Source organism: Frankia sp. CcWB3, from assembly GCF_977927595.1.
Genome location: NZ_CDWRCK010000061.1, coordinates 5,586 through 19,450 on the forward strand (window position 1 = coordinate 5,586; position 13,865 = coordinate 19,450).

General features: G+C 73.1%; 8 protein-coding genes and 2 pseudogenes. 2 read left to right on the top strand and 8 right to left on the bottom strand.

Features of this window, described 5'->3' with window-relative positions; genetic code table 11:
• The coding region (locus ACY5KJ_RS07220) for a metallophosphoesterase (RefSeq protein ID WP_462203035.1) at nt 1–556 on the bottom strand (556 nt) is incomplete at its 3' end.
• A gap of 246 nt (nt 557–802) precedes the next feature.
• On the opposite strand from ACY5KJ_RS07220, the gene ACY5KJ_RS07225 reads away from it, so the two are divergent.
• Both ACY5KJ_RS07225 and ACY5KJ_RS07230 read left to right on the top strand, forming a co-directional pair.
• Nucleotides 803–1,345 carry a MaoC family dehydratase gene (locus ACY5KJ_RS07225; RefSeq protein ID WP_462203036.1) on the top strand — a complete coding sequence of 181 codons (543 nt, stop codon included), beginning with the start codon at nt 803–805 and terminating at the stop codon, nt 1,343–1,345.
• A pseudogene (locus ACY5KJ_RS07230) lies at nt 1,342–2,139 on the top strand (HpcH/HpaI aldolase/citrate lyase family protein); the annotation flags it as partial. The gene ACY5KJ_RS07225 and the pseudogene ACY5KJ_RS07230, both read left to right, overlap by 4 nt.
• A gap of 198 nt (nt 2,140–2,337) precedes the next feature.
• Here ACY5KJ_RS07230 and ACY5KJ_RS07235 read toward each other — a convergent pair.
• The 7 genes and pseudogenes from ACY5KJ_RS07235 to ACY5KJ_RS07265 all read right to left on the bottom strand — a co-directional run.
• Nucleotides 2,338–3,690 (bottom strand): acetyl-CoA carboxylase biotin carboxylase subunit, encoded by a 1,353-nt coding sequence (locus tag ACY5KJ_RS07235; protein WP_462203037.1) that lies wholly within the window; start codon nt 3,688–3,690, stop codon nt 2,338–2,340.
• The gene (locus ACY5KJ_RS07240) at nt 3,690–4,397 is read right to left on the bottom strand and encodes an acetyl-CoA carboxylase biotin carboxyl carrier protein (RefSeq protein WP_462203038.1); all 708 of its coding nucleotides are present in this window, start codon (nt 4,395–4,397) and stop codon (nt 3,690–3,692) included. Before ACY5KJ_RS07240 ends, ACY5KJ_RS07235 begins: the two co-directional genes overlap by 1 nt.
• Nucleotides 4,394–6,207: pseudogene (gene accA / locus ACY5KJ_RS07245) on the bottom strand (acetyl-CoA carboxylase carboxyl transferase subunit alpha). The gene ACY5KJ_RS07240 and the pseudogene accA overlap by 4 nt, the downstream one beginning before the upstream one ends.
• Nucleotides 6,208–6,272: 65 nt before the next feature.
• Nucleotides 6,273–7,934: a PfaD family polyunsaturated fatty acid/polyketide biosynthesis protein gene (locus ACY5KJ_RS07250; RefSeq protein WP_462188184.1), complete on the bottom strand. Its 1,662-nt coding sequence runs from the start codon at nt 7,932–7,934 to the stop codon at nt 6,273–6,275.
• Nucleotides 7,928–10,135 carry a beta-hydroxydecanoyl-ACP dehydratase gene (locus ACY5KJ_RS07255; protein WP_462188183.1) on the bottom strand — a complete coding sequence of 736 codons (2,208 nt, stop codon included), beginning with the start codon at nt 10,133–10,135 and terminating at the stop codon, nt 7,928–7,930. The genes ACY5KJ_RS07250 and ACY5KJ_RS07255 overlap by 7 nt, the downstream gene beginning before the upstream one ends.
• Nucleotides 10,111–10,908: a hypothetical protein gene (locus tag ACY5KJ_RS07260; protein WP_462203039.1), complete on the bottom strand. Its 798-nt coding sequence runs from the start codon at nt 10,906–10,908 to the stop codon at nt 10,111–10,113. Before ACY5KJ_RS07260 ends, ACY5KJ_RS07255 begins: the two co-directional genes overlap by 25 nt.
• A 55-nt stretch (nt 10,909–10,963) precedes the next feature.
• Nucleotides 10,964–13,865, bottom strand: a 2,902-nt coding sequence (locus ACY5KJ_RS07265; RefSeq protein WP_462203040.1) for a KR domain-containing protein, incomplete at its 5' end; no start/stop codon positions are given.

Consider the following 13,865-nt stretch of genomic DNA (forward strand, 5'->3'; position numbering starts at 1 on the left):
TTTCATTTCGACTCCTAAGTGTCGAGAAAACCACACCGGACTGGGTCCACATGGCGTTCTCCACGAAGGGCGCGTAGGCCGGGTCCGCGGATTCACTGGTGACCTGCCGGGCGTTCACGCCGAGGGTCCGGCCCGGGACAGGGAAGAACACCTGACGCAGTTTTCCGAGACGTTCGAGAGGATTGTAGCCGCCGTTGTTCGCGCGGTGGCAGTCGGTCCACTCGTTGTCGCCGGGGGTATAGACAAGAGGATCCTGGAACTGGTCGAAATCCGACTTGATGGTGGCGAAGTACGAGTCCGAACAGACGCTGCTGCCATTCTTGATGTCGCCGAGATGCGCGACCAGCGACACGTCAGGATCGGCGTTGATCTTACCGATGTCGGCGGGGAACTCGGCGATCTTGGCGGCGCCGTAGGGGATATCGCCGATCACGGCGATCGTGGACGGAGCGGTCCCGGTGCCGAGCGGGGTGGCCGCGCCCGCCGGGATCGGGATCGACACGGACGCGGTCAGCGTACCAACGGCCAGTGCCAACAAAAGCCTGCGGTGCCGCATTTCCGGACTCCTTCATCACGAGGACCGCACGGTTCTTTTCCGGTCTTTTCCGGGGACGGCGGTTCATCGGGCCGGCCCGCCACCCGCACTCCGGACGCCCGGAAGCTATCGGGTCGACCGGAACGCCCCCGGAAGGGGTGATGAACCTTCACCCACGGCCAGCGCAACGCGGGTTACCCTACCCCTGCCGTCTTCGGCCGCTGAACACCGGCGGCCGGCGACGGGAGTCGATCGAGGGAGGCACCGATGGAGGCAGGGACATCCCCTCCCCCGCAGACCGCGGAGACCGGGCAGACAGGGCAGACAGGGCGGGAATGCCGGCGCGTCGAGGAACGGGGGCTGTGGTTCGACGAGCTGGAGACCGACGTCGTCTACGCCCACCGGCCCGGGCGGACCGTGAGCGAAGCCGACAACACCCTGTTCAGCACGTTGACGATGAACACCCAGGCGCTGCACCTCGACGAGGTCTGGAGCACGACCCAGACGTTCGGCACTCGGCTGGTCAACAGCATGTTCACCCTCGCAACGCTGGTCGGCCTGTCGGTGAGCCGGCTGACCCAGGGAACAACCGTGGCCAACCTCGGGTTCACCGAGATCCGCTTCCCCACACCGGTGTTCCCCGGCGACACGCTCTACGCCGAGACCGTGGTGCGCGACAAGCGGCTCTCCCGCAGTCGGCCCGGACAGGGCGTGGTCACCTTCGAGCACACCGCGCGCAACCAGCACGGTGACGTGGTAGCCGTGGCGGTACGGTCCGCGCTGATGCTGCGCCGGGCTGCGGACCGATGATCGGGCAGCTGCCCGGCCCGGCGTTGCTGTTCTGCCCCGCGGACCGGCCCGACCGATTCGCCAAGGCGGCCGCCGCGGCCGACGGGGTCATCCTCGATCTGGAGGACGGCGTGGCGGCGGCGGACCGGCCGCGGGCACGGCGCGCGTTGCGGGAGACCGTCCTCGACCCACTGCGGGCGATCGTCCGGATCAACCCCGCCGGGACCGCCGATCACGACGAGGACCTGCGCGCCCTCGCCGACACGCCCTACACCATCGTCATGCTGGCCAAGACGGAGTCCGCCGAGCAGGTCGCCGCCGTTGCGCCGCGCCGGGTCGTCGCCCTGTGCGAGACACCGCGCGGCGTGCTCGCCGCGGCCGGGATCGCGGCCGTTCCCACCACCATCGGCGTCATGTGGGGGGCGGAGGATCTCGTTGCCGCGCTGGGTGGCCGGTCGAGCCGGGACCAGGCCGGCCGCTACCGGGACGTCGCCCTGCATGCCCGGGCGAGCGTCCTGCTGGCGGCCGGAGCGCACGGGCGGGTTGCCGTCGACTCCGTGTACCTGGACATCGCCGACGTCGACGGCCTCGCGGCCGAGGCTCGTGACGCCGTCGCGAGCGGCTTCGCGGCGAAGGCGTGTATCCACCCGAGGCAGGTCGCGGCCGTGCGGCAGGCATTCGCGCCGTCCGCCGACGAGGTGGCGTGGGCGCGGCGGGTACTCGACGCGGCGGCGCACTCCGCCGGCGTGTTCTCCTTCGAGGGACGAATGGTCGACGCGCCCGTCCTGCGTCATGCCGAACGCACCCTCGCCGCCACCGGGCATGATCCTGCTGTCACCGTCACAGACTCACCCACCGATCAGCGGCGGTGCCAGGGCCTACCGCGATCTGTGGATAACCCAGACCCCAGCCCGGCCTGGCCTGGCCTGGCCGGGGAAATGTGGAGGGTTGAGTACGGTCTGGCGGCGTCAGACCGTACTCAACCCTCCACAACTCTGCGTAGAGAACTCTGGTCAGCCGGTCGAGGTGAGCGCGGCGACGAGGGAGGTGTCGTGAGTCGCGGTCCGGAACCGGGAATCGTCGAGCACCCGCCGGAGGAAGGGCACGGTCGTGGCCACGCCCGGTCCCTCGATGCGCAGCTCTGACAGGGCCGAGCGCATCCGCCGGACCGCGCCGTCGCGATCCGGCGCCCAGGCGACCACCTTCGCCAGCAGGGAGTCGTACCGGGTCGGTATCCGGTAGCCGGGGTGCACGTGGCTGTCCACCCGGACGAAGGGCCCGCCGGGGAAATGGCACTCCGTGAGCGTTCCGGGCGCGGGGGCGAATCCCCGGACCGGGTCCTCGGCGTTGACGCGGCACTCGATCGCGACGCCGCGCGGGACGACCGCGTCCTGGGTGAGGTCGAGTTTCTCCCCCGCGGCGATCCGGAACTGCTCGGCGACGAGGTCGATGCCGGTCACCATCTCCGTCACCGGATGCTCCACCTGTAGCCGGCAGTTGACCTCCATGAAGTAGTACGCACCGGCCGGGTCGACCAGGAACTCGACGGTGCCCGCGCCGACGTAGCCCGCCGTGGAGACCCCGCGCAGCGCGGCCCGCCCCATCTCCTCGATGAGGTTCGCGGGGAGGCCGGGCGCCGGCGTCTCTTCGATGAGTTTCTGGTGGCGCCGCTGCACCGAGCAGTCCCGGGCCCCCAGGTACACGCCGTTGCCGTACTGGTCGCAGAGCCCCTGGATCTCCACGTGCCGAGCCGAAGGCAGGTACCGCTCGACGTACACCCGCCCGTCGCCGAAGACGGCCTGCGCACCCGCCCGGGTCTCGGTGTAGGCGCGAAGGAACTCCTCGGGCTGCTCGACGACGCGCATCCCCCGACCGCCGCCGCCGGCAGCGGCCTTGATGATCACGGGATAGCCGATCCTGTCGGCGAACACCTCTGCCTCGTCCGCGTGGTCGATCGCGGTATGGCTTCCGGGCAGCAGCGGAAGGCCCGCGGCAACCATCAGCGAGCGGGCGACGGCCTTGTCCCCGAGCTTCTCCATGACCGACGCGGGCGGTCCGACGAAGGTGATGCCCTCGGACTCGCAGACCTCCGCGAAGTCCGCGTTCTCGGAAAGGAATCCGTATCCAGGATGGATGGCGTCCGCACCGGCGAGCCGGGCGGCCTCGATGATCGTCGGGATGTTGAGGTAGCTACGGCCGGCGGGGCCCGGACCGATCTGGACGGCCCGGTCGGCGAGCCGGGTCACCATGCTGCCGCGGTCGTCGGCCGAGTAGACGGCGACGGTGCGCAGGCCGAGCTCCCGGCAGGTGCGGAGGACCCGCAGAGCAATCTCGCCCCGGTTGGCGATCAGGACGGTGGTGACCATCAGCCGCGGGCGTCCGGATCGATAGCGATCAGCCGTTCGCCGTACTCGACCGACGTCGCGTCGGGCTGGCACACCTCGACGATCTGGCCGGCCGTGTCCGCCTCGATGGGGATCATCAGCTTCATCACCTCGAGGATCGCGACCTGCTGCCCGGCCTTCACGGTGTCCCCGACCCGGACGAACGGCCGCGCACCGGGTTCGGGAGCGTAGTAGTAGAAGACCCCGACGCTCGGCGCGGTGACGTAGCTCAGGCCAGCATCACCACCGGCGGTCGGCGAGTCCGCCGACCGCTCCTCGACCAGCGCGACCTCGCCGGGAACGGCACCACCGGAAACAGCACCACCGGAAACAGCACCACCAGGAACGGAGCGAGGCGCGGGAACCGGATGACGACGCGGCGGCGCCGTCGCCTGGACGGGCCCGCGCCGGTCGTCACCGAGCTCGGCCAGGTCGGTCCAGGCTAGCTCCACCACGATGTCGCCGGCGGTCACCCGCAGGTGCGACGGCGGCCGCACCGCGTTCGCGTACAGGGCAAGGGCGTGGTGCTGCACCGCGGCCAGGATGGTGTCGACGTCCGCCGCGTCGATGGCGGACAGCGGGCCGGGCGCGGCGGTCGACCATCCCGGCGCCGTGCCCGGATCGTCGACCGCCCGGTTTCCGTTGGAGGAGACGGCGCCGGAGCGGCGCGCTGCCACAGTCGTGCTCATGAGCTCTGCTCCCTGTGTTCGGCGTGTCCCGGGTGTTCGGAGTTGCCCGGGCGTTCCGGGGGTGACGCGCCGGCCGGCTCACCCGCCACCGCGCCGAAGCGACGGAAGCGCAGCCACCGCCGATACACGAGCTCCTCCGGGCCGACCAATCCCAGCGTCGCCAGCGTCGCGCGCAGCGCGGCACCGACGAGCGCCGCGGCGTGGACGGGATCGGCCGCGGCACCGCCGTCAGGCTCGGGTACGACCCCGTCGACAATCCCGAGCTCCAGCAGCTGGCGCGCGTCCACGCGCAGTGCCTCGGCCGCCTTCGGCGCGGCGGTCGCGTCCTTCCAGAGGATCGACGCACATCCCTCCGGGCTGATCACTGAATACACCGCGTTCGCGCACATCAGCACCCGGTCGGCGACCGCGAGCGCCAGCGCCCCGCCGCTGCCGCCCTCGCCGGTGACGACGGCGACGACCGGAACGGGCAGCGCCCCCATCAGGCGCAGGTTCTCGGCAATCGCGACCGACTGTCCCCGTTCCTCCGCCTCGACGCCGGGATGGGCGCCGGCGGTGTCGATGAAGGTGACCACCGGCAGGCCGAGCTTGGCCGCCAGCCGCATGACCCGCGCCGCCTTGCGGTACCCGGCGGGACTGGGCATGCCGAAGTTCCGCTCGCTGAGCTCGGCGACCGTGTGCCCCTTCTGGGTGCCGATCACGGCCAGCCCGACTCCGCTCAACCGGCCGAGACCGGCGACCATCGCCGGGCAGTCGGCGGAGGCCCGGTCGCCGTGCAGCTCGTTGAAGTCGTCCAGCAGAAGCGAGATCAGGTCGAGGGTGCTCGGGCGCCCGAGTGCCCTGGCCTGCCGCACGGCGTCCCAGGGATGACGGACGGGCAGGTGGAGCACCTCGGTGATCACCCGCTCGGCTCCGTCGTGCCCGTCGGACGGGCCGCCCCCGGCCGCGATGCCCCCAGCCGCGGCTCCCTCGGCCGCGGCACCCTCGGCCACCTCATGAACGCCGGTGGCGACGCGCAGGAGCCGGGACAGCGCGGCCCGCAGGTCGCCACGGGGAACGATCATGTCCACGATGCCGTGGTCCAGCAGGAACTCCGCCATCTGGAAGCCGGGCGGCAGCTTCTGGCGGATCGTCTGCTCGATCACCCGGGGACCGGCGAACCCGAGGCGAGCACCCGGCTCGGCGACGATGACGTCACACAGAGTGGCGAAGGAGGCTGCCACCCCCCGAACGTCGGGTCGCTGATCAGTGCCACGGTGAGCACGCCCGCCTCGTCGAGCCGGCCGAGCATCTGGCTCGTCTTGGCCATCTGCATCAGCGACAGCAGGCCTTCCTGCATGCGGGCACCGCCGGAGGCGGTCACGATCACCAGCGGTGTGCGCTCGGCCAACGCCACCTCGCCCGCCCGGGTGATGGCCTCGCCGACGGCCGATCCCAGGCTGCCGCCCAGGAAACGGAAGTCCATCGCCGCGACGATCACCTCGGCGCCGTCGATGCGTCCCCGCGCGCAGACGACCGCCTCGGCCAGTCCGGTCCGCTCGCGGGCCTGGCGCACCCGGTCCGGATAGGGGGCCGAATCGGTGAAGCGCAGCGGATCGGGATCCGCGGGCACGGGCGTCGCCAGCTCGGACCATCCCGGGTCCAGCAACTGGGCGAGCCGGCTCGGGGCCGTCAGCGGCGCATGCCAGCCGCACTCCGGGCAGACCCGGTTGGCTGCGAGGAACCGCTTGCCATAGAGAAGGGTCCGGCATCCCCCGCACAGATGCCAGGCGAGGCGGTCCGCGGTCGACTCCGCCTCGACGGCTGGCACGGGCACGGGCGCCGGCGTGCCCGCAGTGGCCCCGGTCGTGGCCCCGGTCGTGGTCGTGGGCGCGGTCACCGGGCACCCGCCGTCAGGACGTACCGGTGCGCCGGCGAGCTCTCGCGCGTGGCCGGCGGTCGGTAGGCGGCCGCCCGCGCCGGCAGCCGCACCCCGGCGAACCGCAGCGCCGCGGCCCGCCCGGTGTAGGCGGCGCCGAGCATCAGCTCACCCGCGACGTCCACCGCGCTGCGCTGGTCGACGTCCGCCAGGTAGCTGCCGGCCGCCCAGGTGTTGAAGGCGCCCAGGGACGGGCCGCACCAGATCTGGTAGTCGGTGATCCGGTCGGGCGCGGCGGAGATCGCCCAGCCCGAGGACAGCCCGAGATACCAGCGGAACACCAGCGCCATCCGTCTCTTCGGGCTGGCCTGCGCGCGTTCGATCTGCTCCGGGTCGCGTCGGCTGAAGTAGTCGACGGTATCGGCCCAGATCTCGTCCACGGACCGGCGCAGGACCGAACGCTCCAGCCAGTCCCGATCCTCCGCCGAAAGGTCGTCGAGGGAGTCGTGGGCGCGGTAGAGGTCGTACAGCCGGCGGCCTCGCCCGGCGAACATCGTGCCGCGGCGCAGGACCTGCACCTCGGCGCCGATCTCGAACATGTCGGAGGCCGGTGCCATGTCGATGTCGTTCGGGCCCGCCTTCGCCAGCAGCGCCCGCGCCGCCGCCGACTGACCGGACTCGACGCACGCCTGGTTCACCGAACCGGTGACGACGTAGGCGGCGCCGAGCGCGAACGCGGCGAACACCGCCGACGGCGTACCGATGCCACCCGCGGCTCCCGCTCTCGGCGGGCGGCGGTAGCCGAGCTCGGCGGCGATCCGGTCGCGCACCGCGATGATCTCGGGAAGCAGGACCGGGAGCGACCGGCGGTCGGTGTGGCCGCCGGAGTCCGCCTCGACCGTGATGTCGTCGGCCATCGGCACCGTGCGGGCAAGCGCGGCCTGCTCGGCGGTCAGGGTGCCGTCCGCCACCAGCGGGCGCAGCAGCGCGTCCGGGGCGGGACGCAGGAAGAGCTCGGCCACCTCCGCGCGGGAGACCTTGGCCACCACCCGGTGCCCGACGTGTACGCCGCCAGTGCCGCCCGGCCGCAGCCCCGCGGCCCGGTAGGCGACGATCTGCGGGGTCAGCTCGAGGAACGCGGACGCCTCCACGCAGGTCACCCCGTGGCGCAGGCAGGCGGCCAGGATGGCCCGTTCCAGCTCCAGCTCGTTCGGGCTGTGGATCAGATTGCAGGCGAAGGGCGCCGGGCCGAGCTCGCGGCGGATCCGCCCGAGCGCGTCGTCGATCCGGTCGGGCAGCACGCCGGCCGCCCCGTACGTGGCGAGGAAGCCCGCCCGTGCCATCGCCACGACCAGCTCCGGCGAGGCGATGCCGTTCGCCATCGCGCCGGTCATGTAGGGCTGACGCACCCCGTGGTCGGTCAGGAAGGACGTGGCTCCCAGCCGCTCGGGCCGGGCCGGCGGCGCCACAGCCAGCACCGTCGCCCCCGCCGCGCGCAGGCTCGCCGGGTCGTCGGTGGCCGCGATCGCGCCGCCCTGTTCGCTCACCACGACGCAGGGCGCGTCCAGCCGGGCAAGCAGGTCGTGGATCTCCTGGGCGGAACGCGCGAGCCGCGGCCCGCCCGATCCAGGGCGCAGCGTCGTCGGCGCGCCACGGACCATCGTTGTCGTCGTCACCATGATTGCGCTCCTCTACCGCGCACTTCGGCGGCGATGTCGGTCAGTCCGTAGATACGCATGCCGGGTTTCCAGACGCTGGCGTCCGCGACGACCCGTGCCCGGGCACCGTCGCGGCGGACGTCCTTGATATGGACCTCCAGCGTCATCTCCCCGTCCTCCGAGCGGATCTGGCCGCGGTAGCGCCAGCTCATCGGCAGTCCGGCCGGCACCACGAAGGTCGGCTCGACGAGGTCGTCGGTCAGGCCATCCTGGACCATCCACTCCTGCAGCGCCTGGATGACGGCCTCGACGCCCAGCGAGCCGGGCATCACCGGGTCGAGCCAGAAGTGCCGCGCGAAGAACCAGTCGCCCGGGCTCGTGGGGCGGACGGCGTGCAGGTAGCCGCGGCCGAAGTCGCCGCCGCCGTCCACCACCGTGATCTGGTCGAGCAGGGCCATGGCGCCCTGGGCGCACAGCGGCGCGTTCGCGGCCCGCCGGGCGGCCACGTCGATAGTCCGCCGGTCCGCCGGCGCCGGGCTGGTGCGTTCCAGCCAGGTCGGCACGAACGCGCCCTGATCGAGACCGTTCTGGTTCGCCAGCGTCCGCTGCGTGAAGAAGCCGAACAACCACTCACCGACGTAGAACGGCTCGCCGTCACCGCCGTCACCGCCGTCACCGCCGGACCCGTGCGGTCCGGATCCGTCGCCCGGCACGAGGAACAGCTCGTACTGGAAGTTCTGCAGGATCGCGCCGCTGAGCACGGTCGTGGACAGCAGGGTCGAGCGCTGCCGGATGGTGCGTCCGGCCAGGTCCACCTCGCGCCGGACGGTCGCCGTGCCGTCGAGGTTGCGCAGGACGTAGTCGTTGGCCGGGTCGGTCAGGGTCGCACCCAGGTAGTAGCCCAGCAGGAGCGCCAACTGGAGCGACGTCTCCATGTGCACGATGTTCGGCATCGTCGGGCTGGGGCTGTCGGTGTAGTACCAGGAGTCCGCCGGCGAGTCGTACTCGGTGATCATCGACGCGCCGCCGCTGAGCTGACCTCGCGCGCCGTCCACCCGCATGACCCGGTCCACCAGCCGCAGGCCGCCGCCGGGCAGCCGGCAGACCGTCCGGCCCGCGGCGGAGGCGAACTCGGGACCGAGCGCGATGGCGAGGTCGCCGCGCGCCGCGTGGAACATCTGCAGCTCACCGAGCAGCGCCGACTCTCCGGTCGCGCCCACGCGGCCGAGGAAGGCCGGCAGGACGCCGCCGTGCGCCGGGCCCACAGGGGTGCCCGGACGTTCCCGCACGGCCAGGGCGATCCCGCGGATCGTGGCGACCGGCCCGTGGGCGTCCCGCAGCTCGACGTCACCGCGCAGCCAGGGCCGCGGCACCAGATCGATGTCGGTGACGGTCAGCACGAGCTCCAGACCGGCCTCGGCGGCCGGCCCGGCGCCGTGGCCGGGCGCGTGGATCTCGATCGACAGCCGGCCGAGCCCGTCGGGGAGTTCCAGCCGCTCGTCGGGCAGCGCGACGTCGAGGTGCGCATCCGCGATCACCAGGTGCAGACCGGCGGCCATCGCGAACACGCTCACCGCCTGCCAGGAGGCGGTGAGCGCCGCGATGGCCAGGTGGGTCAGACCGGGCTGCCCATCTCGGTCCGCCACGCCGCCGGTCAGCTGGCTCACCGAGGCCCGTAGCTGGCCCCGGCCGGCTGCGCCGCCCCGCGGCGCGAACTCCGACACGGCGACCAGCGGGCCGCCGGGGGCGAGCCGCACCGACGGGTTCACCCCCCGCTGGTCGTAGCGGGCGCCGAAGACGCCGGCAACGTCACCGCGCGCCAGCCGGTCCAGGTCACCGGCGTCGAGGGTGGTGCGGGTGGTGCGGGTGGGCAGTTTGAACGCGTCCTCCGTCCAGCCGCGCGCGCCCCGGGAGCCGGGGGCGCCCACCGGCTCCAGGGCGGCGGAACCGGGCGGGTTCCCCGGCGCTTCGATGCCGGCGAACCCGGCAATCCCGGCGAAACCACCATGGCTCGCGCCGTCCAGCTCGAGCCACCGGAACACCCCGCCGAGGACCTCCAGGAGCACGTCGGGGCCGCGGGTGACCCGCAGCGCGAGCGTGACCTCCGCCGTGGCCGGGTCGAACCCGCCCGGGGCCCCGATGCGGGTGGAGGCCTGAATACGCAGCTCGTCCCCGACCCGGGGCAGCGGTCCGCTGGTCACCAGAGCCGCCCGGGCCAGCACCCAGTGCCCCCTCCCCGGGGTGCCAGGTGCGCCGACCCGCGCAACACCTCGTCCAGGGCCTGGCGGACCACGGCGGGCAGCGACACCCAACCGTCGATCGCCGCGGCGTCCCGGGCCACGACGGTGACATCCACCGCCAGCTCGGCAGGCGCCATGATCTCGACGGGGGCGATCGCGGGAGCGGGCCGCGGCGGAGCGCCGGGCGCCGATGCACCCGCGTGCCCGGGAACCCCAGCATCGTGGAAGGCCGGCCGGTCCACCGCCGGGGTGCCCCACCCCGGTCCACCCCGGCCACGATCACCCACGGCGGCCGGGGTCCGACCGCCGGGCGGTGCGATGGCGGCCATCTCGGCCAGCGCCCGGTCGGCCAGGGCGGCCTGCGTGCGCATCGCCGAGGCGTGGGCCGCGACCACCGAGGCCCGCAGCCGACGCAGGGTGGCCGTGGCGTCATCGACAGCCGGGACGGCGGCCGGGACGGCCGGGCCCTCCCCGAGCGCGCTGTCCGTGACGCCCGTAGCACCCACAGCAGTAGCACCCACAGCACCCGTGCGCCCCACGCCGCTCAGGACGCCCGCGCCGCGGGTGGCGGCCGTGATCTCCCTGCCCCCGTCGGCGTTGTCCTCCTCGCCCCTGTCGGCGTCGTCATGGCGGTGGGTGCCGCTGGGCCGCGCTTCGAACTCCGGGCCGGCCTGCATCGCCGCCCAGACGGCGGCGTCGGTCGGCTCGCCGTCGAAGCCCAGCCCGTCCTGCGTCGCCTCGACCGTGGTGGTCATCGTGATCCCTCCCATCGCCCGTGCAGTGCCTGGTCTTTCGGCCACCGACCGGACCTCATGCCCGGTCACCCGACTGCCACCGCTGCGCCCCCTGACGGATCAGATCCGCCATGTCCGGGGTGCCGACGAAGGTGAAGTCGGACAGGCGCTGCAGCACCCGTCCATCCGGGGTGTGGGCGGTCACGGTCACCGTGACCGTCATCGGGCCGGGTCGGACGTCGTCGACGACCACGATGAACGTCTCGTTGGCCGGCAGCGGAGCGAAGAACTCCGCGTGCCCGATCTTGATAGGCAGGGCGCCCACCTCGTTCAGGGTCCACCGGGCGAGCACGCTCCCGGCCGCGGCGAGGATGTCGCACAGGACCGGGCGGTGCAGCGCGCCCGCGAACGCGCCCCCGGCAAAGGGCAGTTCCGGCAGGCGGCACTCAGCCACCAGACGGCCCGGCTCCCGCACGAGCAGGCGCCGGATGCCCCGCATCAACGGCCCGTGGATGAGCAGCCCGTCGGTGTAGACCCAGGCCGCGTCCTCGCCCTGCTCGCCGAGCCGGTAACCATCGGCGGGCCAGCCCGGAGCGGTCGGGGCGGCCCCGGTGACCCCGGTGACCCCGGCGAGCACGAGGGTGCCCGCGTAGTGCGAGGTCGGCAACGCGCCGCCGCTGTCCCCGCGAACGGTCGCGGACACCGTCACCGGCCCGCCGTCACGTCCGTCACCGGGCCTACCGTCGGTCCCGTCGACGGGCCGCGCGTCGAGCCAGTAGTCCCGCAGGTGCGCCCCGTCGAACACGATCCCCTTGTGCACGATGAAGTTCCGGACCTCGACAACCTGGCGCCCGGGCAGGGCTCGTTCGACCCCGTTGACCAACCAGCCGAGACCGGCGGTGGCGGGCAGCACCGGGGCCGGCCCGATCTGGTACTGGTCGATGACCGTCTCGGTGTCCATAGCCGCTATCGAACGGTGCGCCACGAACGCGGCGGGCGCCGTGCCACCCGCGGTCCGCGCGAGCGGAGCGGATCCACCGATGAGGACCGCGCCGTCCGCGCCGTGGCCGTCGACGAGTTCCGCGACGAAGCGGCGCGCGCCCTCGTCCGGCGGCAGCAGCGTCACGCCCCGGGAGCGGAAGAGCTCCCGCAGATCGGCCGTGACCATCCCGCCGTCCCAGGCGCCCCAGTTCAGGGCGACCACCCGGCCGGTGAGCCCGGTCCGGGCCCAAGCCGCGACCCTGGTCAGCGCCTCGTTGGCCGTGGCGTAGTCGGCCTGCCCCGGGTTACCGAAGACACCGGCGACCGAACCGAACAGCACGAGATGACGCAGCGGTGCGCCCTCCAGCGCCGTGAGCACGGAGCGCAGGCCGGCGAGCTTCGGGGTGAGCACCGACCGGATGGCCGGGACGGTCTTGTCCGTGAGCATCGCGTCGGCGAGAGCGCCGGCGCCGTGCACGACGCCGGTGACCCGGTCACGCCAGGGCGCGAGCGCCGCGGCCGTCGCCACCGGATCCGAGGCGTCCACAGCCTGGTAGTGGATCCGCGCGCCGGTCGCGGAAAGATCACCGAGGGTAGCACGCACCTGCCGGACGGCGATCACGGCGGCAGCCGCGGCGTCGACGTCGGGCAGCCGCACCTTGCGTCCCTCGGCACGGGCCCCGGCGAGATACGCCGCCTTGAGGCCGTCATCCTCGACTCCGGCCGCCCAGCCCGGCTCCTCAACCAGATTCGTGCGTCCGAGCAGGACAAACTCGCAGGAGGCGCGGCGCGCCAGCTCCTCGACGCAGCGCGCGGTCACTCCGCGGGCTCCGCCGGTCACCACCAGGACGTCCTCCGGGCCCACCGGGGGCCGGAGCGCCGCCGGGGCGGTCGCCCCGGTCGCCCCGGTCACCTCAGTCGCCCCGATCACCCCGCCCTGGACATACTTGACGGACCAGCGGCGTCCCTCGGAATCCAGACCGACCTCGACGACGTCCCGGGCGGAATCGACGGCCTCCGCCAGGACGGCCGCTGCGAAGGTGTCGTCGTCGAGCGCCGGATGGACGTCGACCGACCGGCAGACCAGCTCAGGTGCCTCGAGCGCGACGGTTTTCACCAGCCCGGTGACCCCCGCGGTGACCGCCCCGGCTATCGAGGACCCGCCTCGATGGCCGAGCAGCCCGTCGACCCGCGTCACCGTGAGGAAGGCCGCGCGCCGGCCTGCCGAGGCCGCCGCCCGCAGCGGTACGACGACCCCCTTCGTGGCCAGGATGGCGTCGGCGAGCCCACGCGCGGCGACGTCGAAGCCTGCCAGGCCGGTGGCGCCGATCCCGGCTCGGTCGTCCTCCCCGGCGCGGTCCGGCTCGACCCCGGATCCGGCGCCCGGTGATGCCGGAGCGCCGAGGGCGAGCAGGCAGAGGTCCAGGCGGACCGATCCGGCGACGGCCGCGAGCGCCGCCTCGACCGCGGCACCGTCCCAGCCGAGGAGGCCGGCGGCGTCGGAGCCCGCAAGGGACCCGATCGCGATCCGCTCGACCGAGATGCCGCGCTCCCTGAGGTGGCGGACCAGCGCCGCACCACCGGCGTCACCGACCTCGATCACGAGCGCGCTGGGCTGGACGCCGAAAGGCTCGTCGAGCGGGTCTACGGCCGGCAGAAGGCGCGGCACCGCACGCAGCCGCTCGATGGACGCCTCGGTCGGAACGGGGTGCGGCGCCGATGCAGTCGCCGTGGGCATCGACGCCGCCGTCTCAGTAGCGGTGGGCGGGGTCGACTCGGGTGCGGCGCTGGCCGGCGCGGTCAGGCCCAGGCCATCACGCAGGAACGAGGCTACATCCGCCAGCGTCCGCATCTCCGCCGCCCGCTCCGGACCCACCGCAGGAACACCCGGGAACCGCTCCTGCAACGACCCCAGAATCTGCACCCGCTTAATCGAATCAACCCCCAGATCCGACTCCAACGCCATCGACGGCTCCAGCACATCCACCGGATAACCC

What these genes read in the sequence shown, in the direction of transcription:
- ACY5KJ_RS07235 (WP_462203037.1), bottom strand. Translation starts at nt 3,690, where the DNA reads ATGGTCACCACCGTCCTGATCGCCAACCGGGGCGAGATTGCTCTGCGG.
- ACY5KJ_RS07225 (WP_462203036.1), top strand. Translation starts at nt 803, where the DNA reads ATGGAGGCAGGGACATCCCCTCCCCCGCAGACCGCGGAGACCGGGCAG.
- ACY5KJ_RS07240 (WP_462203038.1), bottom strand. Translation starts at nt 4,397, where the DNA reads ATGAGCACGACTGTGGCAGCGCGCCGCTCCGGCGCCGTCTCCTCCAAC.
- ACY5KJ_RS07260 (WP_462203039.1), bottom strand. Translation starts at nt 10,908, where the DNA reads ATGACCACCACGGTCGAGGCGACGCAGGACGGGCTGGGCTTCGACGGC.
- ACY5KJ_RS07250 (WP_462188184.1), bottom strand. Translation starts at nt 7,934, where the DNA reads ATGGTGACGACGACAACGATGGTCCGTGGCGCGCCGACGACGCTGCGC.